Origin of the sequence: Vibrio sp. Vb0598 (assembly GCF_033338935.1) — a bacterium.
Lineage (GTDB): Bacteria > Pseudomonadota > Gammaproteobacteria > Enterobacterales > Vibrionaceae > Vibrio > Vibrio alginolyticus.
The window spans coordinates 81,087-102,894 of sequence record NZ_JAWOTP010000006.1 but is presented as its reverse complement, the minus strand read 5'-3'; the positions used below and the strand labels follow the sequence as shown (position 1 = coordinate 102,894).

The 21,808-nt window shown below is 44.4% G+C and carries 19 protein-coding genes; 17 read left to right on the top strand and 2 right to left on the bottom strand.

All coding sequences use genetic code 11. The features are described from left to right. The first annotated feature begins 187 nt into the window (after nt 1-187). Together R7Q38_RS08585 and R7Q38_RS08580 are read left to right on the top strand one after the other, a co-directional pair. A complete protein-coding gene (locus R7Q38_RS08585) occupies nt 188-1,054 on the top strand; it encodes a fructosamine kinase family protein (protein WP_005377623.1) in 867 nt (288 codons plus the stop codon). 253 nt (nt 1,055-1,307) lie between these two features. After that, complete coding sequence (locus R7Q38_RS08580) at nt 1,308-1,502, top strand: CPXCG motif-containing cysteine-rich protein (RefSeq protein ID WP_017634925.1); 195 nt, start codon at nt 1,308-1,310, stop codon at nt 1,500-1,502. A gap of 75 nt (nt 1,503-1,577) precedes the next feature. Here R7Q38_RS08580 and R7Q38_RS08575 read toward each other — a convergent pair whose 3' ends face one another. Beyond that, on the bottom strand, nt 1,578-2,189 hold the full coding sequence (locus tag R7Q38_RS08575) for a riboflavin synthase subunit alpha (protein WP_205460947.1): 612 nt from the start codon (nt 2,187-2,189) through the stop codon (nt 1,578-1,580). 392 nt (nt 2,190-2,581) lie between these two features. Here R7Q38_RS08575 and R7Q38_RS08570 point away from each other — a divergent pair, with 392 nt between their 5' ends. After that, nucleotides 2,582-3,952, top strand: a complete 1,371-nt coding sequence (locus R7Q38_RS08570) for an MATE family efflux transporter (protein WP_151514769.1) — start codon at nt 2,582-2,584, stop codon at nt 3,950-3,952. Between the two features lie 134 nt (nt 3,953-4,086). Then, complete coding sequence (locus R7Q38_RS08565; protein WP_239938405.1) at nt 4,087-5,085, top strand: DUF3080 domain-containing protein; 999 nt, start codon at nt 4,087-4,089, stop codon at nt 5,083-5,085. A 15-nt stretch (nt 5,086-5,100) separates the two neighbouring features. Here the strand turns inward: R7Q38_RS08565 and R7Q38_RS08560 are convergent, their stop codons facing one another. Next, nucleotides 5,101-5,946 carry a DNA ligase gene (locus R7Q38_RS08560; protein ID WP_191116136.1) on the bottom strand — a complete coding sequence of 282 codons (846 nt, stop codon included), beginning with the start codon at nt 5,944-5,946 and terminating at the stop codon, nt 5,101-5,103. Between the two features lie 419 nt (nt 5,947-6,365). On the opposite strand from R7Q38_RS08560, the gene R7Q38_RS08555 reads away from it, so the two are divergent. From R7Q38_RS08555 to R7Q38_RS08495, 13 genes are all read left to right on the top strand, one after another. Continuing rightward, the gene (locus R7Q38_RS08555) at nt 6,366-6,686 is read left to right on the top strand and encodes an STAS domain-containing protein (RefSeq protein ID WP_017634929.1); all 321 of its coding nucleotides are present in this window, start codon (nt 6,366-6,368) and stop codon (nt 6,684-6,686) included. A 26-nt stretch (nt 6,687-6,712) separates the two neighbouring features. Further along, the gene (locus tag R7Q38_RS08550; RefSeq protein WP_239938406.1) at nt 6,713-7,579 is read left to right on the top strand and encodes an OmpA family protein; all 867 of its coding nucleotides are present in this window, start codon (nt 6,713-6,715) and stop codon (nt 7,577-7,579) included. Next, complete coding sequence (locus R7Q38_RS08545; RefSeq protein WP_318114190.1) at nt 7,576-9,678, top strand: SLBB domain-containing protein; 2,103 nt, start codon at nt 7,576-7,578, stop codon at nt 9,676-9,678. The genes R7Q38_RS08550 and R7Q38_RS08545 overlap by 4 nt, the downstream gene beginning before the upstream one ends. After that, nucleotides 9,678-10,364 (top strand): AAA family ATPase, encoded by a 687-nt coding sequence (locus R7Q38_RS08540; RefSeq protein WP_005377635.1) that lies wholly within the window; start codon nt 9,678-9,680, stop codon nt 10,362-10,364. The genes R7Q38_RS08545 and R7Q38_RS08540 overlap by 1 nt, the downstream gene beginning before the upstream one ends. A gap of 11 nt (nt 10,365-10,375) precedes the next feature. Beyond that, complete coding sequence (locus tag R7Q38_RS08535) at nt 10,376-10,756, top strand: Hpt domain-containing protein (RefSeq protein ID WP_239938407.1); 381 nt, start codon at nt 10,376-10,378, stop codon at nt 10,754-10,756. A gap of 308 nt (nt 10,757-11,064) precedes the next feature. Next, nucleotides 11,065-12,591, top strand: a complete 1,527-nt coding sequence (locus R7Q38_RS08530; RefSeq protein WP_239938408.1) for a sigma-54-dependent transcriptional regulator — start codon at nt 11,065-11,067, stop codon at nt 12,589-12,591. Beyond that, nucleotides 12,566-13,636 (top strand): glycosyltransferase family 4 protein, encoded by a 1,071-nt coding sequence (locus R7Q38_RS08525; protein ID WP_239938409.1) that lies wholly within the window; start codon nt 12,566-12,568, stop codon nt 13,634-13,636. The genes R7Q38_RS08530 and R7Q38_RS08525 overlap by 26 nt, the downstream gene beginning before the upstream one ends. A 144-nt stretch (nt 13,637-13,780) precedes the next feature. After that, nucleotides 13,781-14,965 carry a glycosyltransferase gene (locus tag R7Q38_RS08520; protein ID WP_239938410.1) on the top strand — a complete coding sequence of 395 codons (1,185 nt, stop codon included), beginning with the start codon at nt 13,781-13,783 and terminating at the stop codon, nt 14,963-14,965. Between the two features lie 11 nt (nt 14,966-14,976). Then, the gene (locus tag R7Q38_RS08515; protein WP_206954077.1) at nt 14,977-16,149 is read left to right on the top strand and encodes a glycosyltransferase; all 1,173 of its coding nucleotides are present in this window, start codon (nt 14,977-14,979) and stop codon (nt 16,147-16,149) included. Then, complete coding sequence (locus R7Q38_RS08510; protein WP_239938411.1) at nt 16,142-17,572, top strand: lipopolysaccharide biosynthesis protein; 1,431 nt, start codon at nt 16,142-16,144, stop codon at nt 17,570-17,572. Before R7Q38_RS08515 ends, R7Q38_RS08510 begins: the two co-directional genes overlap by 8 nt. Next, nucleotides 17,569-18,933: an O-antigen ligase family protein gene (locus R7Q38_RS08505; RefSeq protein WP_175413444.1), complete on the top strand. Its 1,365-nt coding sequence runs from the start codon at nt 17,569-17,571 to the stop codon at nt 18,931-18,933. The genes R7Q38_RS08510 and R7Q38_RS08505 overlap by 4 nt, the downstream gene beginning before the upstream one ends. Before the next feature lie 115 nt (nt 18,934-19,048). Beyond that, nucleotides 19,049-20,173 (top strand): glycosyltransferase, encoded by a 1,125-nt coding sequence (locus tag R7Q38_RS08500; RefSeq protein WP_239938413.1) that lies wholly within the window; start codon nt 19,049-19,051, stop codon nt 20,171-20,173. Then, entirely contained in the window at nt 20,170-21,603 is a 1,434-nt protein-coding gene (locus tag R7Q38_RS08495; RefSeq protein WP_005377649.1) for a GumC family protein, read from the top strand. The genes R7Q38_RS08500 and R7Q38_RS08495 overlap by 4 nt, the downstream gene beginning before the upstream one ends. The last annotated feature ends 205 nt before the right edge of the window (nt 21,604-21,808 follow it).

The following is a 21,808-nucleotide window of genomic DNA, read 5'->3' as shown; positions in this document are numbered from 1 at the left end:
CTGTTGTAAACGCTCATCTCCATATGCTAAGCCAACAAATCAGAGGCTTATAAGCGATTTGATTCACATTTATACAAATTGACTACACTAAGAGGAAGGTTTCTTTACTAAGTATGCTCAACATAACGCCAACTCCCTGCTATTTATCCTAAACTATTGGTGGTCAAATAGATTCGCGAGGTTTTGTATGTGGCAAGCAATATCGCAACAGCTTTCTGATACTTTATTGTTCGATTACCAGATCACGGAAAAAGTAAGGCTGTCTGGTGGGGATATCAGTGAAAGCTACATGATCAATGATGGTGAGCAACGTTATTTTGTGAAAATTAACGATCGCGAGTTTTTGTCTAAGTTTGAGGTAGAAGCTGAAAGCCTGCATCTTTTGCGTGAAACATCCACCCTATTTGTACCTGAGGTGGTATTGGTTGGTAAAACCAAAAATGCCTCATTCCTAATTCTTAACTACCTTCCAACGAAACCATTAGAAGATGGTCCCAACAGCTTTAAATTTGGGCAACAATTAGCTCACCTACACCAGTGGGGCGAGCAAAAAGAGTTTGGTTTTGATACCGACAACTATCTCGGTTCGACTCTACAGCCCAACAAATGGCACAAGAAATGGTGTGTATTCTTTGCTGAGCAACGCATAGGTTGGCAATTACAGCTCCTTAAAGAAAAAGGCGTCACCTTGGTTGATATCGATGACTTTATCGATGTCGTAAAACAGCGGCTAGCAAACCATGCTCCGGAACCTTCTTTGTTGCATGGCGATTTATGGAATGGAAATGCGGCACTCACTGCATTCGGTCCTATCTGTTACGATCCTGCGTGCTATTGGGGGGACAGGGAGTGTGATATTGCGATGACAGAGCTTTTTGGTGGATTTCAACCAGAATTTTATCAAGGCTACGAATCGGTTATGCCACTTTCTTCAAGCTATGAGGAACGTAAAGATATCTATAACCTTTACCATGTTCTCAACCATTGTAATTTGTTTGGCGGCCATTACTTGGAACAGGCTCAACTGGTTATTAATAAAATCATTTCTTATTAATTTGGAAGCCACTGCATATTTCAAGATGTAAAATCTCGAGGCACATCACTACAGAAAATCACCCTAAGCTCAAGGTTGAGTTTGGGGTCAAGTTTTGTACTTATTTCGACTCAATTAGCAACAACTCGACCTAATATCAAAGGAGACTTAACTTTGGATTGTGCCTATTTTCCTTGTAGGCAAAGTAAGTAAAGGGCTGTGCTTCCTTGATGAATAGTGTGTTTAAAAGCCCTGCGAGATTAGGAGTTGTTGTATGAAAAATTATACCGAAAGGTATGTAAAGTGCCCGCATTGCGGACACTCTATCGGCATTACATTGGATGCAAGTAATGGTGACCAAGAGTTTTATGATGATTGCCCAGCTTGTTGCCACGCTATCCACCTAAATATGCGAGTGGATGAGTTACAAGATAAGGTCGAACTATTTATCGATGACAATTACGAATAGCAGCTCGAGCATGTGAACATCAGAAATATAAAAACGCTTAAATGAAAAAGGAGCACTAGGCTCCTTTTTCTCATTCTAAAGCTGTTTTGCTGCAAGAACGCGCTCAACAGTATCAACAATTGCTTGAGTCTGAGGATCAAACTCAATATTAACGCGCTCCCCTACTTGTCTCACTCCGAAAAGCGTTCGCTGCAAGGTTTCTGGAATTAGATGTACTGAAAAACGACACGTTTCAACTTCACCAATAGTTAGCGAGCAACCATCTAAACCGATGTAACCTTTCGCTAATACATATTTCATTGATTCTTGCGGCAGTTGGAACCAAATCGTGCGGTTATTGGGCGTATCGATGATATCGACAATATCTGCCGTTAAACTAATATGACCAGACATGCTATGCCCGCCTATTTCGTCACCAAACTTAGCCGCGCGCTCAATGTTTACGCTATCCCCTTCCACCAGCCGACCTAAATTAGTAAGAGCCAATGTCGCTTGCATTAAATCAAAACTGATAAGGTTGCCTTCGATCTTAGTCACAGTTAGACAACATCCGTTGTGTGCAACGGATGCACCAATTTCTAACCCTTTACAAAGTTCATCGCTTAACTCGACAACGTGCGTTTGAAAGCGTTCTTTTTTATCAATTTTAACGACCTTCGCCGTACCCTGAACTATTCCTGTAAACATTTCTTTTTACCTATTGATTTAATACCAACTGTAGTCGAAGACTAAGCCCTAAACACTGCGCTACGGGCCGGAAATAAAGACCGCAGACGATAAAGCCATGGCTCAATGAACACTGGTTTGTTCTCATGCATGTTTCAACATTACCATGATTCGCTGCTGTTCTCAGTAAAAGCGTATCCTTAGCGTAGAGAGCGTCCAGTCAGTGTTATCGACTATTCACTACCTAGCTATGGAATATAAACATACAATTGTTTATCATTTGCGCGGAGTTTCTCCGAGGCATTTTTTCACCTTATCGTGACTAAAATCAACCATCAGATCCGTTCACCACATCTTTTGCCCTCGAGTACTCTCATTCTTTCAACTTATTGTTCCGCTCTGGAGTATTTTTCGTGCATCGCTATAAAGAAGAAGCATCAAGTCTTATCAAATTGGCGACCCCGGTATTGATCGCATCTGTCGCTCAAACTGGTATGGGGTTTGTTGATACCGTAATGGCTGGCGGCGTTAGCGCCACCGACATGGCTGCGGTTTCTGTCGCTTCAAGTATTTGGCTACCATCCATTTTGTTTGGGGTGGGTTTATTAATGGCATTGGTCCCTGTTGTCGCACAGTTAAATGGCTCTGGTCGTCGAGTGAAAATCCCGTTTGAAATTCAGCAAGGCGTCGTTTTGGCATTGCTGATCAGTGTGCCGATAATTGCAGTCCTGCTTCAAACCCAGTTTATTCTCGGGCTGATGGATGTTGAAGCACTGATGGCAGAAAAAACGGTGGGATACATTCATGCCGTTATATTAGCAGTACCCGCTTTTTTACTTTTCCAAACGCTTAGAAGCTTTACGGATGGTATGTCATTGACGAAGCCGGCAATGGTGATTGGCTTTATCGGTTTGCTGCTCAACATTCCTCTAAACTGGATTTTCGTGTACGGCAAGTTTGGTGCACCTGAATTAGGCGGTGTTGGCTGTGGTGTAGCAACCACGATTGTTTACTGGGTCATGTTTGCCATGCTATTGCTGTATGTGATGACATCAGAGCGATTGAAAAGCATCAATCTATTTGGAGAATGGCACCGCCCACAATGGAAAGCGCAAGTTCGTCTATTCAAACTCGGCTTTCCTGTTGCAGCAGCGCTGTTTTTTGAAGTGACACTGTTTGCTGTCGTTGCGCTGCTCGTTTCACCACTGGGTCCTATCATTGTGGCAGCGCATCAAGTCGCGATTAACTTCTCCTCGTTGGTATTTATGCTACCAATGAGTATTGGTGCAGCAGTAAGCATTCGTGTCGGCCATCGACTTGGTGAAGAAAACGTCGATGGCGCGCGCGTAGCGTCACGAGTCGGCATTATAGTTGGTCTAGCTTTGTCCGTTCTCACAGCGATTTTAACCGTCTTGTCTCGCGAGTGGATCGCCGAGCTTTATACTAGCAACCCAGAGGTAATCACTCTAGCGATGCACCTGCTCGTGTTTGCCGCTGTTTATCAATGTACGGATGCGGTTCAAGTGATCGCAGCTGGTGCATTACGCGGCTATAAAGACATGCGAGCCATCTTCAACCGTACTTTTATTGCTTATTGGATTCTTGGCTTGCCAATTGGTTACGTCCTTGGCCGTACAGACTGGATTGTTGAGCCAATGGGAGCACAAGGCTTCTGGCTTGGTTTTATCATCGGCCTATCTTCTGCGGCCTTTATGTTAGGCGTCAGAATGCGTTGGATGCATCGCCAAGAGCCAGAAGTGCAATTGAACTTTTCAGTTCAATAAAAAGTAAAAAAGGCCAGCATCCGCTGGCTTTTTTGATCGAATAATCACACGGTTGAGTATACTTATAACAAGATTACAAAGCGGTTGATTTTGCTCTCTAGACAACGGATACGAAGTTAGAAAAAAGGATATTTGTGCGGTCTATTTTATTGTTCTTAATCTTGATTCTTAATGGTTGTGATAACTGGTTCAATCCAGAGAACGCCATGTTTGATAAGTATCATCAACGTGTAGCCAATGTATTGGACGTTCCTGCTATTCCAATAACACTACAGTCTACGGTAACGATTCCTGCGAAACGCGTTTTGTTCGAGCCATTGCCAAGGCTATCTATTGGCCTGCTAGAGAGCTATCAATTACGACAGTGCGGACTCTTTAATTTACTTGCCGAGAAAAACTCACAACTTGGAAAGGTGCAGGATGCCTTTCATGATTTTGATTATCAAACTGCCCTTTTAAGAGTCATGAATCGATGTTTATCCGAATTTCCACTTAGCGATGAAGAACGCGCGACATTGGCAGAGCTTTACGCAACCAAGTGGCAACATTTAGACATTCATCTCGACAACTTACTACTCGTAAGTGACGCCATGCAAAAGCAACTAACTGCCTCTGATTGGCTATCTCAAAATACGACGAATGATATTGCACGCATTAACGATGTCTATCGTATTTTCAGCGAAATGTATGATTTACCCCACCGCGCCGTCTCACGTCTACCCGATGTGGAAGTTACGCAATATCAAGAAGAGTTAGAGAAATCTCGTTTACTCGGACGACTTTACTATTCAATGGTAAATACATCCCTTTGGTTAAAAGCGACAACTCAGCTACTTGAGCAGAACCAGAGCAATGTATTGTGCGGGCCGAACAGAGACACCACTCAGTTCCGCTACTTAAGAAATGTCTTTCAATCCATTTACGTTGAAGAAGTGCAACCTTATTTGGCTTATTTAGACAGTACCTATCAACAACTTAATGATGGTGCCACTTTGGTGGAGAACCGTATGCAACTCCATGGTCACCAGTATGGCATCATTGAGGCACATAGGACATTTAGGCAAGAAACCCTAAACCACGTTCAGTTTTGGCAGGATCTCTTCAAACGATGTGGCGTAACCGTTGGCAACTAGTAAGTGCAGAGCGTTCTATTCCTTCAACCTTTCACGCAAGAATCGAGCAAAACGCGGTTTACCAGTATGTGTAAAACCGTTATATCTAAATGTAATGGTTGAACCAATTTTCGGAGGCTGGCGACGCACTTCATCGGTAAATCCGCTACCGATGTAAAACTCAATGCCATTTGGTAAGCGAACTAACATTGCTCCCATCATACCTAATAAGCGCCCTGTTCCTGGCTTATAACCCACAACTAACGCTTCATCATCTGCGTATCGTTTTAGTTTAAGCAAATCACTACCGCGTCCAGCCTGATAGCGGCTTGATACCTTCCGCAACATCACCCCTTCACCGTCGGATATTGAAATTTTATCCAACTGTGTAAACAGATGAGCTTCATTTTGAATGGCTCGGTGCTCGACATATTTGATATGAGGCTGGTCGACTTCAAGCACTAAGGCTTTGATGTTGTAATAACGCTTCCGATAATCACCAGCGGAATATGGCATATCAAAGATCATAAAGTCGATATGTCGCCAAGCAGACTCTACAGGAGTTTTATCTAATACCGTTTGCTGAACAAGATGGAAGTTACCTCTCCCAGCCCAAAGTTCACCGTCCAACGGATAATCAGGCAAAGGTCCTGTAAACCAATCTGGGGCGTAGATTCGATTACCATTTCTCGTCACGAGATGTTGCCCAGTCCAATAAGCGCGAACACCATCAAGTTTTTCGCTATACCAATATTCAGACACATCAATGCCATCCTGATAGCTTTGTGCAAGAGAAACTGGTGGTGCGAGAGAAGTATCCGCTTGAGGCTGTGAAGACGCAGCCATAACAGCCAACGCAATTAATGTCATTTTTAATGGCATAAGAAGACCTTGTACAAAAAATCGCCTTTATTGAAACGTAAGTCCTCTCGATGACCTATTTATTACTAGTTATTCTTCGACTCATAACAATCAACATTAGTAATAATTTGCAAAGATAATCATAAACTTTATGACAGGTTTTGCATTTAGTCGTTACACGTTATTCACGTAAGGCGGATGGTTCGTCAATCGAGGTGGAATCTAATTATGATGCCCCCGCTCTAACGACTTCTTTCGGCTCAACACCTCTTATAAGCAAACCATTTCTGTGTGCGTTTTTGATTCTCAATTTGAGAATCAGTCCTTTCTCAAATTGAACAATATCATTAACAATATTTAACTATTTGATTTTTAATTAATTTCAAATTGGCACGTTACCTGCTCTATATCCAATTAGAAAAACAAACGGAGACAGAGTCATGGAATTACGCAAACTAGAAATCAATCAAGACAAGTTAGCCATTGAGTTTTTTGGTGACTTAGACGCAAGTGGCTGTCGACAAGCACAACATCACATTGATGAAGTAATTCACAACAATCATCACAAAGAAGTCGAAATTAACCTACAGCACGTCCAATTTCTTGATTCTTCAGGGATTGGTGCCATTGTTTACTTATATAAGCGTCTAGTTGAACGTGAAAGAAGCATGAGTATTGAAAACGTATCAGGCCAACCTTTAGAAATCATGAGCTTGCTTCGTATCAACCATGCCATTCCCGTTAACTCAAAAGGACACTAAAAATACCGGTTTAAACGGAGGTTGGCATGGTAAATCTTATACGACGATATGCAGTAAGCGGTCTTGTTGTCGGCATGTTTGGTTGTTCGTCGTTTGACTACCCAGAACACGGGAAAGGTGGCTTGGCGGAAAGCTATCAAGATATCTCGATCGAGAATTATCAGTTTTCCCCAGTGATGCCTGACGAGCCTTTAGGTCCAGAACATGGGTTAAGGTTTGATTGGCAACTGACCAAGTTACATCTAGACGCACTAATCCAAGAGGGCGCGCGCTGGTGTTTTCCTGCGGCAGTTGTTCAGGCCCTTGAAAAACAAAATAGAATTGCGCGCGAGTTAGAAGGTGGGCTTTTACTCGACGCTGCCAACGACCTTGTGATTCAGCGTCGACGCTTAAACCAGCTCGAACAACAACTCGACTACGTACTGAGCCAAACCACTTGCACACCGCCCGATGATATTGAAGCACTACGTAGCGACCTAAACATAGTGTCGGATATCTATGCACTACTTAATATCGACAACCAGTTTGCTGTCGATTCAGCAGAAATCAACCCGAAGTACATGGGACATTTGGCAGAAGCAGCCTACATTTTACGTGACCACCCTAACCTATCTCTTGTAGTAACGGGGCATGCGGATGCAACTGGAACACCCGATTACAACCAGAAACTTGCTCAAGCGCGTGCAGAACAAGTAAAGCGTTACCTAACCGTATTTGGTATCACTTCAGAGAGAGTCACTACCAAATCTGTCGGAGATAACCTGCCACTCTATGAAGGTGAAACATCCGCCGTGCGTTTAACTAATCGTCGAGTAAGCATCGAGGTTATTAGCCCTAATTCAGATAGCGATACCTCAACAAACCGAAACCCAACGGCAGGAGGCGCGCTATGAACACGATGAAACCATTTATCCTCTTAATGTTGTTGTGTCTGGTCGCGTGGGTACCTTCTTCCATAGCGGATGAGAGCAATACTGTTAAGGTCGGTGATTTAATACAGATTAACTTACCTGGAGAGGCGTCGTTAAACCAAGGGTTTCAGGTTGATCGTCGTGGACGAATTAATTTACCAGAAGTCGGCCCTGTATTAGTGGCCGGCTACAATGAACAACAACTCCAAGACGTGATTATCGACAGGCTAAAGACCGTGTATCGTGACGTTAACAACGCTCGAGTTTTTATTAAACAGCAACAGTTGTTAGTGTCCGTTCAAGGCTACGTGGTCAAACCCGGTGAATATACCTTACCTTCTGGGTCCAACATTCAAATGTTTGTGTACGAAGCTGGCGGCCTGCGCGCAGGGGCTCAGCTTGATAAAATGATCGTGAAACGTGGAAATAAAAACATTGAATTTGACTACAAACGCTTCCTTGATACGGGGGACAATAGCCAGCTGCCAAAACTAGAATCACTGGATGTCTTATTTGTCCCCGCTTCCCCACTCGTAGGGAATATTGAGCAAGAGTTTGATGCAGCAAAACTCGCGAATTCAGGTGACAGCGCAGATTCCGCTCGTGCAATCAAAGTCTTTGGTGAAGTCAACGCACCTGGCTCGTTCTCATACAAGCCAAACACCACGCTAGTTGATGTCGTAATGCGAGCTGGCGGCGTGACACGATATGCCAGTGTTGAACAAATTCGCGTGATAACAAACAATAACCCAACCATGTTTAACCTGAAAAAGTACCTTGATACTGGAGACCAAAGCCTACTGCCAGAGATCCTGCCAGGTGCCACCATCTTTGTCCCAAAACAGGAAGAAGAAATCAAAGCAGGTGCAAATGTGGTTTACGTGATGGGTGAAGTCGCCCATCCTGGGGCATACGAAGGCAAGCAAGGCGCTAGCTTCATGGATATCCTCGCCAACGCTGGCGGGCCCACTCGCTACGCAGAATCTCGCCAAATTCGCGTTATAAAAGCCGATGGCAAAGTCATCAAATTCGATCTTACCGCGCATACAGAAGGACTATCTTCAGCCAGACCACCAAATGTTGGACCAGGAGATGCGATTTTCGTGCCGGAGAAAACCGATTTCAATGAGAAGTCTTGGTTAAAAGTAGCACCTAGTCGAGCGGTCGCAGTGATGGGAGAAGTTGTTCGCCCTGGACGCATCGAGTGGTCAGACGAAATGGATTTGATTGATCTGCTTGCACACGTTGGAGGCCCAACTCGACGAGCTGATACCACCAAAATTGAAGTCGCCAATAACGGTCAAATGACACAATTTGACTTAGACCAATACATTCTGGATGGCTCACCAACATCAAGCCTACCTCAAGTTTCCGCTGGTACAGTCGTAAGGGTACATGCATTGCCTGACGACCCATCCGATAATAAGTCGCAATGGGTAAGCCAAAGCTCTGACGCATCGATATACGTTTTCGGGCAAATCAATGCACCTGGGCGCTATCGTTTCACCGAAGATATGCATTTTCTGGATATTTTGTCTGCCGCCGATGGACCGACAATGGATGCAGATATTCACAACATCCGTGTCACACACCGAGGCCTAGGTTATGCCAAAGTGAGTAAATTGAATTTATCGATGTACTTTGAAACAGGCGATGAGTCAATTCTGCCCCGCGTTCGTCCCGGTGATACCATTTACATTCCAGAAAAAAACAAAAACTGGTTAGATCGTTCAAAAGAGTCCACGGTACGCGTATTAGGTGAAGTAAGAGACCCGGGGCGATACGTATTCAATGACAACATGACTGTGCTTGATCTGTTAGCGGAAGCAGGAGGACCAACTGACAATGCCTACCTTGAAAAGATCAGTGTGGTCAATATGTCTTGCTGCCAAGGCCAAGCCCGAACATTTGATTTGGTGAACTTTAGTAAAACAGCCAACATTTATGAGCTGCCAGTCATTCGCGCAGGCGACACAATTTACATTCCCCATAAAGACGAAAGCTTTGTTGAAAAAGCGAGGGCCGGATTGAGAGATATTTTACAAATCACCACAACCATCGTGTTAATAGGAGCGTTGTAATGACTATTCCTGCAACTCACGCTGAGATTGAGCAAATTTATCTTCAGAGCGAACAGAAAGGCCACAAAACGATTTGTGTTGTGGGTTGTAAATCTGAAGATGGTGTCACTTCCGTGGCGTCATCTCTTGCAGAGCGCTTGGTTTTAGCAGGCCACAATACTTTGTATGTAGACCTTAACTTATTCAAACCCGCTTATCACACTGTTCACGAATTTGATGATGACGAGAAGGTTGGCCATTTGATCACACGAGAGAATACACATCAAACTTTAGTCGGCCTCCCAGCTCCATCTCTCGCCAGTACTCAGTTAGCGTACCGAGACCCAACAACGCTGAAACAAAACATTGCACAATGGTTAACGCAGTACGAGCGCGTCGTGATAGATACATCACCACTTCTTAGTGTCAACCGAAGCAATATTGCGCCTCAAGTGATTGCTGGCGTATGTGATGCTACTTTGTTAGTAGCGCATTATGGCTCTACGACTGCAACCCAGCTCGAGCAAGCCAAAAAGCTACTCGATGCTAGCGATGCGAACTTGATTGGTTCTGTACTGAACATGAAGCACACTCCAAGCCTGAAAGATGAGTTAATCCGCCAAGTTTCCAAGCTGCGTTTCTTACCAAAAAAGTGGAAAGAAAAACTGTCTCAGCAAATTAAAAAAAGCGAACTGTTTATGTTATAGGGAGCGCTATTATGAGGATAAATAACACATTGACTATCGAGCAAGAATTAGTGGATGAGCATATTCTTCAGCAAATGATCAAAGATACGTGCGCCGAAATCATCCCTACCTTGATTGATCACTATGTCGAAGAGTCACGCGATCGCATGGAGAAAATAGAGCAAGCATTAAGCACAAAAGATCTTCAAACATTAGAGTTCGAGGTTCACACACTGGGCAGTTCTGCTCTCGCTCTAGGCAATCGAACGCTTTCAAGACAAGCAAGAATGATTGAGAAGTACTGTGTCGAAGGAAAAATACCAAAAGCATTGGAGCTTTGTGAAACACTTCCTCAACTCGCCAATGAATCGTTTGATGCGTTAGAAAAGCGAAAAGCTCAAGGGTTTGAGTAGTATCAGTGTCTTACTCCCTAGCGAAGCATCGCGTTTGATAAAGCGCGATGCCGACATCATCTCAGAAATTTAGGCTCCAAATTCAGTCACCCTCGCCAAGCCACACACCTTGAAATTATTTGGGTATAACTTAATCAATTAAAAAGTATGGATTTTTCGCAAATTTCCTACCTTGTGCTAATACTTAAATAACGCTTTTCTCAAATTGAGAATTTTCAGCACTAGAGAGCTATAAACCACTCATAATGCCAAATAGTAGTGCTGACAAAAATCATAAAAAATGAAACAAACTACGTTGGGATGGGACTATGAGACCAAGGGTATTACTGGTAGAGGACTCTACTTCACTAGCCATACTTTATAAGCAGTATGTGAAAGACGAACCTTATGACATTTTTCATGTCGAGACAGGTCGCGACGCGATTCAATTTATTGAAAGAAGCAAACCTCAGCTCATCATTCTCGATTTGAAACTGCCCGACATGTCTGGCGAAGACGTGTTGGATTGGATCAACCAGAATGACATTCCTACGTCCGTTATTATTGCTACGGCACACGGCAGCGTCGACTTAGCCGTTAATCTAATTCAAAAAGGTGCGGAAGATTTCTTAGAAAAGCCCATAAACGCTGATCGCCTAAAAACATCAGTCGCATTGCACCTCAAACGCGCCAAATTGGAAGATTTGGTGGAAAATATTCAGTCCAAGTTTGATCGCCACAACTATCACGGATTCATCGGTTCAAGCCTCCCGATGCAGGCGGTATACAAGACCATTGATGCTGTTGCGCCAACTTCTGCCAGTGTGTTTATTGTGGGAGAAAGCGGCACAGGTAAAGAAGTTTGTGCTGAAGCCGTCCACCGCCAGAGCGACCGTAAAGACAAGCCTTTTATTGCAATTAACTGTGGGGCTATTCCACGAGATTTGATGGAAAGTGAGATTTTTGGTCACGTTAAAGGGGCCTTTACTGGAGCAACAACAGATCGAAAAGGTGCGGCGACGCTGGCACATGGTGGCACGCTTTTTCTTGATGAGCTGTGTGAAATGGAACTTGAGATGCAAAAGAAGTTGCTCCGCTTTCTACAAACGGGCACTTACACCCCTCTTGGTGGCACTCGAGAAATGAAAGTGGATGTGAGAATCATTTGTGCCACTAACCGAGATCCATTAACAGAAGTAGAAGAAGGTCGTTTTCGTGAAGACTTATACTACCGTGTGCACGTTATACCTATCGATATGCCCCCATTACGTGAACGAGGAAGTGACATCGTCACGCTTGCCAAGCACTTCTTGACCACTTACGCCAAACAGGACAAAAAGAAATTCTCAACAATCGACAGCGAAGCTCAACATATCATCAAGCATTACGAATGGCCGGGTAATGTAAGGCAACTACAAAACATCATACGTAACATTGTGGTGCTTAATAACGACGAAAAAGTCACGGTGAGCCACCTACCCGCTCAACTCACTAAAAAGTCTAAAGTGACGAAAACAACGACACCTGCGCATGTTGCTCAAGAGTCAGCAAACATTGCACCAATCACACCACCACCTGTTTATACTGAGGAACCTTCACCTTCTGCGGTCGAACCGTCGATTAGCGCAGCGGAGCAGCCTGGTACACCGTCCTCTGCTGCTACCTCACCGTACTTTAACTCTGATGGAACCATTCGCCCTATGTGGCAAGTAGAGCGTGAAGCAATTCAAAACGCAATTGCGTACTGTGATGGCAACGTCCTCAACGCCGCTGTCATGCTGGAGTTAAGCCCATCTACGGTTTACCGAAAAAAACAAGCGTGGGAAGCGGATGAAATTAATCTCGAACAATCTTGATAAACCTGCCATTGGTGAAATTTGGATCTTGCTTGATAGCCGTCTATTCGGTGGCATTGAAAGTCACGTTATCGAGCTAGCTCGGGGATTAATCGCCTTTGGAAACAAAGCTCGAGTTGTGCTAACCACTGAGTATTCGCCAGCCGCTCAGATTGTACAGAAGGCAAAAGAAGTCGCGATCCCTGTGAGTTACTTAAACTATTTGTCTGGCGAGCCCAATAAAGCTTTAAAAATTAAACACCTAACAAGCGCCGTCGCCAATCACCAACCCTCAGTGGTTCACTCCCATGGTTATAAAGCGTCGATTTTGTCGCGCTGCGCCAAACTGCTCACCCGTACGTTTCCTCGTTTGATTTCAACTTATCATGCTGGTGAATCGTCCTCAGGGAAGCTATGGCTATACGATTGGCTTGATAGAAGCTCAGGCAGCCTATCTGACTATTGCTTTGCTGTCAGTCCAAGTATTCAGCGCAAAGTTTTTTGTTCTTCAGAACTGCTGAATAACTTTGTTTCGATTCCCAACAGTCAACTCAACTATCAGGAGATCGCTTTTGTCGGCCGATTGAGCCAGGAAAAAGGCGCCGATCAATTTATTGAGGTAGCGAGGCTCTGTCCAACATTACAGTTTAGTGTGTACGGTGATGGCCCAGAAAAAGAGTCGCTTAATCAAACTGCCCCTCAAAATGTGACTTTCTTCGGCCATCAAACCGATATGGAAGGTGTTTGGGAAAATATCAGCGTACTTATTATCTCTTCTCGTTATGAGGGTCTTCCAATGGCGGCGCTTGAAGCCATGTCGAGAGGCATTGCCGTGATGAGCTTACGTGTAGGTCGTCTTCCAGATATTATCCAAACGGGTAAAAATGGTTTTATCGTCGAAGACATTCCCTCTCTTGCTAAATGTCTTCATGACTGGATGTCGATTGGTGAAGCGCAACAATCACTCATTCGCCAGAATGCTCGACAAACCATCATTGATGATTTCTCAGCGCAAAGTGTGATTCCCGTATTGCTACAAAAATATCAAATTGAAACGGATCACTAATCCATATTGGTTCTCAATATGAGAATGATGAGTTCCAAACATAAATATCATATAAGATTCAATCACATAAACTAATGGCATATTTTGGCATCTCTATTGCAGCTCAGCAGTTAACGCAGATTAATGATGAGACAGAGGTGACTTATGACTACGCCAAAACGCATTCTATATGTTCATTATGGTGATAATTGGATTCGCGGCAGTGAAGTGGTGCTTCTGGATCTCATTTCAGGAATCGACCGCAATAAGTTTGAGCCATTCGTATGGTCAAACTGCCAACCATTAATCGATAAGTGCCAATCGCTCGGAATTGAAGCGGAACATTCAGCCTTCAATTTGGTTGGTGGTTGGAGCGCTCCACGCTGGGATATTAGCGGGTGGAATAGCCTTATCAAACAAGGCTCAGATTTGATCGAAAAGCACAGCATCGACTTGGTACACGTCAATAGCGGCGGCCCTTGTCAATGGATGTGTTTGGCTGCTCGCATGAATCATATACCACTTGTCACGCAACTTCATTGCCATTATACATTGCGCGATCGCTTCTCTCTCGGACTTCACCTCTCTCCAAAATTGATTTGCGTTAGCAAAGATGTTGGACGCGAAATTCTTCAGGACGGCTACCCGCAAAACCAACTTCATGTCGTACACAACGGCGTGTCACTTCAAGGCGTGGATACCCCCATCGACATTAAAGATCGCCTCGGAATCCCATCACAGGCCTTTACCTTTCTGTCGGTGGGTTCGCTGATTAAGCGCAAAGGGTTCGACCGCCTTATTCGCGCAATGCGCATGCACAACTACCACCACCACAACCCTCACCTTGTTATTGTTGGTGACGGCGAAGAAAGAGAAGCATTGCAACAGCTTGCCGCGGATCTTGGTATCCAAGAACGAGTGCACTTTGTCGGGGAGCAACACAATGCCGGAGCGTGGATGTGTGGTAATGCAGACGCTTTTATTAGCGGCGCCTATGAAGAGGCCTTTGGTCTCGTGCTCGGGGAAGCGGCTTTAGCTCAACTGCCTATCGTGGCTCCTAAAACGGGAGGCATTCCTGAGTTGTTCGAGCATAATCACTCTGCATTGCTGTACCAGAACAGTGGAATGGCGAGCCTGTTAAACGCGATTCAACAAGTCATGCAAGACGCGGCATTAAGAAACAAGCTGGCGGAAAGCGCTTACCTACATGCTAGCCAGCACTTAACGACGACTGCATCTATCAACGCTATTGAACGTATTTACGAAGGTGAACTTAATAACAACGCCATTACACCAATGCCAATGACTCACTGCATGAAGCCTCTTTCACGCTGGTTGAGCATCAATTGAGGAGCCCGGTCATGAAACGTGTATTGATGTTCGACGCCATCCCAATGCAAGGTGGATCCAAAATCGCGAATGCAGAGCTCCTTAAGCAGTGCGATAAGCTGAACGTGATTGGTTATCTACTCACTACAAATCCAGAGCATTGGGCGTCACTGCTTAGTGATACACCGCGTGTGCAAGTTATAAAAATAAAACCATCACCATTTAACTCGACTCATGGCCTGACCTACTGGTTGATGAACGCTTACTACTTTCTCCAACTTCTCTACGCGTGCATGAAGCTGCCAAAAATAGATAGCTTTTTGGGCCTATCTTGCCCAAGTAATGATATGCCTTTGTACTTACTACGATTAATTAGCAAAAAGCCTGTGGTACAGATGGTTCATGGTCCTATTGGACGATCGAGATCTGCTGGCTACTGCTTAGTAAAAGCATCGGCAATTTACTACTTGGCAAACACCCGCGAATCAATGGTAGAAGCATTACAGGCCTACCTCAAAACAGAGAAGCCAGCCACCGAACGTTATTGGTGTGGTTTGAATACATCTACGTTTGTTAATGGATTATCGAAAGATCGCTGGCCAAAACAAGCGAATCCGATTTCAAGCCGCGTTTTCTGGGCAGCTAGCTTACTAAAATGGAAGAACATCGATCTTTTGCTTGATGCTTTAACACTTGATGAGTCGAAAAAGATCAAATCCACCGTGTGTTACATCAAACCTAACGTGGCAGGTGTGGAATATTCAACACCGGACTTCAACACACAAGGTGTTGAATGGCATGAGTGCCCAAACAACTTAGATGAATTGCGTTCACAGTGTGGTGTGTTTGTTTCCACCAGTCTCAACGAACCTTTTGGGTTATCTATTTTGGAAGCGCTCGCTGCAGGTATGTGTGTCGTCATTCCACATGATGATAGTTATTGGGACCGCGTGTTAACTCACGGCCGAAATTGTATTAAATACACGCCTAACAATGTGGCTTCGTTACACAACGCAATTCGCCTTTTGAATGAATCGCCGTGGATGAAAGTAACGATGGGTATCGAAGCACTCAATGTTTCTCAACTATACACAGCCGAACGTTGTTATTTACCAATCGCCCAGCACCTCGCTAGCGAAATTGCTACCAACAATGATTGCACACTCAAGACACCGCAAGACATCAAAGGATATGATCATGTCTAAAGCAATGACCAACATGACGCTATTTGCTATCGCCTTAGTGATCAATAAAAGCATCAGCCTAATCATGCTGCCTGTATTGCCCCACTTTCTCTCACCAGAACAAATGGGCAAGCTTGAGCTTCTAACAACCTTTGGTGTTGTTACGACCTTGTTTGTCAGTTTCGCTTTGCATGAAGCGCTTTATCGATTCGTCGGCGTTGAAAAGGATCAAAATACGCGCACAAGCCTACTAAACCAGCTGTACTCACTTGCTTTACTCATCGCTGGCGTCGTCGGTCTTAGCTTGCTCACTATCATTTTAATCGCCCCCATTCCCGCGCCTTTTACGCGAGTCGAATTTGCTATTGTTATGTTTGCCATCGTTCTAGAAGGCAGTATTGCAATCGGCACTGCCTGGTTAAGAACACAAGACGACAAAGCAAGAACACTGCTTAACGTCATGGTCACTACCACCATTTTTCAGGTCATTTTTATCGTCGCGGCGCTGTCTGTTCATCCCCATGTTATTTCTGTTTTGTGGGGGGGCTTGTTGGCTGCTATTACTCAATTTGTTTGGCTGCACATCGTTAACCGTTACAATGTCACCCTTCCTAAGCTGACATTGGCAAAACAATACCTAAACTACTGCCTACCAATGATGATGGCCGGTTTAGTAGCATTTTGTCTCAATGGCGCTGAACGCTGGTTCATTGGTGCCAACACTTCTCTTGCGACGTTAGGGATTTACGCGATAGCGGTAAAATTTGCAGTGGGCATGTGTATTTTAGTGCAGCCATTTGGCATGTGGTGGATGCCACGTCGATTTAACTACTTAGAAGGGCGCAAGAACACTGAAGCAGTGCGCATCACACACTTAGGTATGATTTACATTACAGGTTTGAGTGTAGTGGTTGGCACATTAGCAATGGTGATGATCGCCTACTTACTGCCAGAAACCTATCATGAGGCGGTACTATTCAGCTTATTCTTGCTACCTATCGCCATGTTAAAAGAATGGAGTGAGTTGATTAACATCTCCATTTTGTACAAGCGTCGTACTCGCTGGCTACTGGGTATAAATGTCGTCTCTGCGTGCGTTGCGATTGCTTTGCTGTTTGGCTTATCTTCTCTGGGTATTTATGGGGTGTTCATTGCGCTTTATTACGCACAACTGTGTAAGCTGGGCCTGACTTATGTAGTAGGCCAACAATGTATGGCGTTGCCTTTCCACCTAAGTCTGATGGTTTTATTACAGATTATATCCGGTGTGGCACTGTTCCTGCTTCACTCTTCACAATCAATAGGCATCGCCATCGCAATTTGCATTTTGACATGCAGTTTGCTGGCAGGGATAGCCACTCGCTACATGAGTAAAGAGACGCTAAATGCTCTCACTCGATACATAGTGAAAAGGCGTGGACAGGTGAAGAGATACTCGTTATGAATGAAACCAAGGTGAGAACAAAACAGTCCATCGCAGCACTGACGATCACTGTCGGTATCGGCCTGCTTTGGATTGTTATGCCTCATCCCATTTTGATTGTCGCGTTGTGTTTCGCACCACTCGCGTTACTGTTTGTTCTCAATCAAACGTTTTGGCTTGTCACACTGTTCGTTATTTTTTCATTCTTTCGTATTCACGAAGCCTTTCCTGTTATCTATAACTTCAAGATCCCATTACTGTTATCACTGGGGGCACTCGCCGCACTCGCTTTTCACCTTCTTATAAGCCGCCAGATTACAGCTTTTTGGCACCCTTCATTAAAGTGGCTGTGTATATTTTGGGGTCTGGTGATCATCGGAATCATATTCGCTTCTAGTCGTGATATCGCAATAACGGTGTTCAAAAATACCTATTGGAAAATCATCATTATGACGTTGGCCATCACCTGGCTTATTACTAAACCTTCACAGCTCGCACAGATGTCAAAAGCAATTATTTTCGCCGGATTATTGATTGGCTTAGTGGCATTACAAAACGCAGCGAATGGCATTGATTTAGTCGAAGGAACGCGCGTGTCAATAGGACGATCCATAGGTTCCGTACTTGGTGATCCTAACGATTTGGCACTAGTGCTGATGTTTCCCCTTGCCTTTACCGTTAGTCAATTGATGGAGAAACATTCCCCCAAGCATCTCAGACTCTTTGCCCTTATCACCTGTTTGGTTTTGTTCTTTGCGATCATCGAGACGCAGAGCCGCGGGGGGTTACTAGGTTCACTGTCTGTATTTGCCTACTTTGCTTTTAAACACATCAAAAGCAAAACATTAGTCTTGGTATTAGGCGCTATCGCAGCGATCGTACTCTACGCATTCGCTGGTATTTCAGGACGAGAATCGGGGGGAGCCGCTGAGGATGGTATAGATGCCTCTGCGATGGGGCGACTTTATGCGTGGGAAGCGGCATTTAAAATGGCGCTGCATCACCCGTTGACTGGCGTAGGTCTAGATAACTTCTACTTTAATTACTATTTCTATAGCCCACACTGGGATGGTATCAACCACGCCGTCCATAGTACTTGGTTTGGCGTGTTAGCAGAAACGGGTTTTGTCGGGCTCGCGGTGTTCATTACTTTAATTGTGTCATTGATCCGCACCTCTTTGCATTCCATCTCATTGCTGACACCAAAATCAGATTACACCCTCTCTGTAGGAGCAAACGCCGTGTTAAGTGGGCTTATCGGTACCATCGTATCAGGCACGTTTCTGACTCAAGGTTTCACTTGGCCAATTTACATTCTAGCGGCGTTAACAGTTGTCGTTAGCCGAATTGTTCAAAGTGACTGTCAAAATGAGAAATCCTAGTTTCAAACATAAACAAAACCCATAACTCACTGTTTTAAAATGGCTAATTCCTTGGCACGCATTGTGATTACTCACTTAATTAGTAATCAAATAACCAAGACTCAAGGAGAGCCACATGACGGACATCGTAGTATTTGGAGAAGATTTTGGTGGGTTACCCTCTTCCACTCAGCATATTGTCAAGCGACTAGCAGCGAACCATCGAATCCTTTGGGTGAACTCCATTGGCCTTCGTCAACCTAAGCTGGATTCTAAAGACATACAGCGTGCGTTAAACAAACTCACTCGTGTATTTAATAACGTAGGCTCACACAAGCCAACATTGGACTCTGAAACAAACCCAAACATTCACATCATCAACTTGCTCACCATTCCTGCCCCTAATTCTGCATTAGCAAGAAAAGTGGCCGCTAAGATGATGAAACACCAACTCAACAAACAATTACAAGCTCTTGGTTTTGATAAGCCTGTATTTTGGACGTCGCTCCCGACTGCTGCCGATGTTTGTGCAGAAATGAACCCACGTGGACTGATTTACTATTGTGGCGATGACTTTAGCGCTTTAGCTGGTGTTGACCACTACACGGTAACAAAGCACGAACGTACTCTTGTTAATGCGGCCAACGTTATCTTTACGGCAAGCGAAACACTCTCCACCAAGTTTCCATCACATAAAACCGTCACTTTGCCTCATGGTGTCAACGTTAGTCTGTTTTCTGAGCCAGCACCGAAGGCCAAAGACTTACCTGACAACGGCCGCAAAGTGCTGGGCTTTTATGGTAGTTTGTCTGAATGGTTAGATTACGACTTAATTGCCCAAGTCGCAGACCAAGCGCCTGACTGGGATCTCGTGTTCATCGGCCCTAACGAGTTCAGTGATAATCCACTTCCACAAAGATGCAACGTATACTACCTGGGCCCGAGAGCGCATCACACTCTGCCACGTTACTCCCAACACTGGGATGCCAGTTGGTTGCCCTTTGTTGATAACGCTCAAATCAAGGCATGTAATCCGCTTAAACTTCTTGAGTATTTGGCAACAGGAACCCCTGTTATCAGCACACCATTTCCTGCATTAATGCCCTACAAACATATGCTTCATGTGGTTCAAGATGTCGAAGACGTGCGTGCCAGTCTCGATCACCTGATCCCCCCCCCGGCAAACTCAAAGCAATATGTTCAACAGCAAAGCTGGGAAGCAAGAGCCAACCAAGTTGATAAATTAGTGAGGGCGCTATGAACGATTTAAGAGAAAACCTCAGCGTACTGTTACATGGAGCTTGGAGACGTCGCTACATGATCGTTATTCCTATGCTTGTATTGCCTGTGCTGGGTTTCATCGTAAGTAAACTGGTTCCGACGACTTATGTTGCTCATACCAGCATGCTTATTCAAGAGACAGCGAAAATGAACCCGTTCCTTCAAGACCTTGCCGTCTCAACAATGCTTAAAGACCGATTGAGCGCACTCAGTACTCTGCTAAAAAGCCGACACGTTTTGTATTCTGTCGCAAAAGAACAATCGCTGATCAATGACGAGATGAGTGCAAAAGAGCAAGAGTTCATCATAAAAGATCTCGCGTCGCGCCTGTCTGTTCAGCCACTCGGTAAAGACTTCATTCAAATTCAATTGCAAAGTGGTAAATCAGAAGGAATGGAGTCGATGCTGCTGTCTGTCAGAGAGCATTTTGTCGAACAGCTTTTGGCTCCTGAGCGTTCTTCGATTAAAGATTCGAGCCATTTTTTGACTATCCACATCAACAAACGCAGGGAAGAACTAGACAAGGCAGAGCAAGCCTTTGCAGAATATAAAAATACTTACTCAGACGCGACGCCCGAAATGCAAGCTCAAAGCCTTACTCGCCTTGCTAGCCTCAAACAAACGCTAGCCGAAAAGGAGGCGGAGCTTGCTGGTGTTTCACGAAGTCTAGGCAGTTTGGATCAACAACTATCCAAAACGAACCCGGTTATCGGTAAACTGGAAGAGCAAATCATCGACATTCGTAGTGAACTTACCCTGCTTCGCGCTAAATACACAGAGGCGCATAGTTTAGTGCAAGGTAAGTTGCGAGAATTAAACCGGTTGGAGCAGGAACGCTCGGTACTCTTGAACTCTAAGCAACCAGAACTAAACAGTGCTCAACTATGGGATATCGCGAGCAATACCACAGTAAACAGTCTTGGCGAAGCACAGCCTCTACTTGTCTCCCAACTACATCAATTACAAATGATGCGCGGACGTTTTGAAGCACTTACGGAAGAAACCAACAGCTTGCGAGACATGATCCAAGAATTAGAGCGAAATGCGCACCAATTTGGGAGCACAGCAACAGAAATCAACCGCTTAGCTCGTGACGTCGCAGTGAAGAGAGAAATGTATGATGAACTCGTCGAACGCTATGAGATGGCCCAACTAACGGGTTCTTTGGGAGAATTTGAAGAGAATAAGCGCGTAAAAATCATTGATGAACCGTTCACGCCAACGATTCCAACTAACTTACCTAGTTTTGTATTTGTCATTTTAGGATTTATTGGTGGCGCTGGTTTAGGCATTGGATTAGCGACGATACTAGAGTTAGCCGATAACTCTATCCGCTCTAAAAGAGCATTAGAAAAACACCTTGGTGTTCCTGTCATCACCACTTTACCTAACGTAGTGTACGGAAACTAACCGCCATAAGAACTCATTTACAAGCACTCGGTCGGCGAGTGCTTTTCTTTTACTACTGCCTTATACAGCCTCATAGCATGTCCACTAATATGAATCTCAAATTGAGAATAAACATAAAGTCTCACAAACATCAATATTAACCTATTGTTTTTAAATGATTAATTTTTGGCACGCAGTCTGCATTTCCTAAATAAACAAAGAACTC

What these genes read in the sequence shown, in the direction of transcription:
- R7Q38_RS08550 (WP_239938406.1), top strand. Translation starts at nt 6,713, where the DNA reads ATGGTAAATCTTATACGACGATATGCAGTAAGCGGTCTTGTTGTCGGC.
- R7Q38_RS08510 (WP_239938411.1), top strand. Translation starts at nt 16,142, where the DNA reads ATGTCTAAAGCAATGACCAACATGACGCTATTTGCTATCGCCTTAGTG.
- R7Q38_RS08545 (WP_318114190.1), top strand. Translation starts at nt 7,576, where the DNA reads ATGAACACGATGAAACCATTTATCCTCTTAATGTTGTTGTGTCTGGTC.
- R7Q38_RS08525 (WP_239938409.1), top strand. Translation starts at nt 12,566, where the DNA reads ATGAAATTAATCTCGAACAATCTTGATAAACCTGCCATTGGTGAAATT.
- R7Q38_RS08530 (WP_239938408.1), top strand. Translation starts at nt 11,065, where the DNA reads ATGAGACCAAGGGTATTACTGGTAGAGGACTCTACTTCACTAGCCATA.
- R7Q38_RS08580 (WP_017634925.1), top strand. Translation starts at nt 1,308, where the DNA reads ATGAAAAATTATACCGAAAGGTATGTAAAGTGCCCGCATTGCGGACAC.
- R7Q38_RS08585 (WP_005377623.1), top strand. Translation starts at nt 188, where the DNA reads ATGTGGCAAGCAATATCGCAACAGCTTTCTGATACTTTATTGTTCGAT.
- R7Q38_RS08540 (WP_005377635.1), top strand. Translation starts at nt 9,678, where the DNA reads ATGACTATTCCTGCAACTCACGCTGAGATTGAGCAAATTTATCTTCAG.
- R7Q38_RS08515 (WP_206954077.1), top strand. Translation starts at nt 14,977, where the DNA reads ATGAAACGTGTATTGATGTTCGACGCCATCCCAATGCAAGGTGGATCC.
- R7Q38_RS08535 (WP_239938407.1), top strand. Translation starts at nt 10,376, where the DNA reads ATGAGGATAAATAACACATTGACTATCGAGCAAGAATTAGTGGATGAG.
- R7Q38_RS08500 (WP_239938413.1), top strand. Translation starts at nt 19,049, where the DNA reads ATGACGGACATCGTAGTATTTGGAGAAGATTTTGGTGGGTTACCCTCT.
- R7Q38_RS08505 (WP_175413444.1), top strand. Translation starts at nt 17,569, where the DNA reads ATGAATGAAACCAAGGTGAGAACAAAACAGTCCATCGCAGCACTGACG.
- R7Q38_RS08575 (WP_205460947.1), bottom strand. Translation starts at nt 2,189, where the DNA reads ATGTTTACAGGAATAGTTCAGGGTACGGCGAAGGTCGTTAAAATTGAT.
- R7Q38_RS08560 (WP_191116136.1), bottom strand. Translation starts at nt 5,946, where the DNA reads ATGCCATTAAAAATGACATTAATTGCGTTGGCTGTTATGGCTGCGTCT.
- R7Q38_RS08520 (WP_239938410.1), top strand. Translation starts at nt 13,781, where the DNA reads ATGACTACGCCAAAACGCATTCTATATGTTCATTATGGTGATAATTGG.
- R7Q38_RS08495 (WP_005377649.1), top strand. Translation starts at nt 20,170, where the DNA reads ATGAACGATTTAAGAGAAAACCTCAGCGTACTGTTACATGGAGCTTGG.
- R7Q38_RS08555 (WP_017634929.1), top strand. Translation starts at nt 6,366, where the DNA reads ATGGAATTACGCAAACTAGAAATCAATCAAGACAAGTTAGCCATTGAG.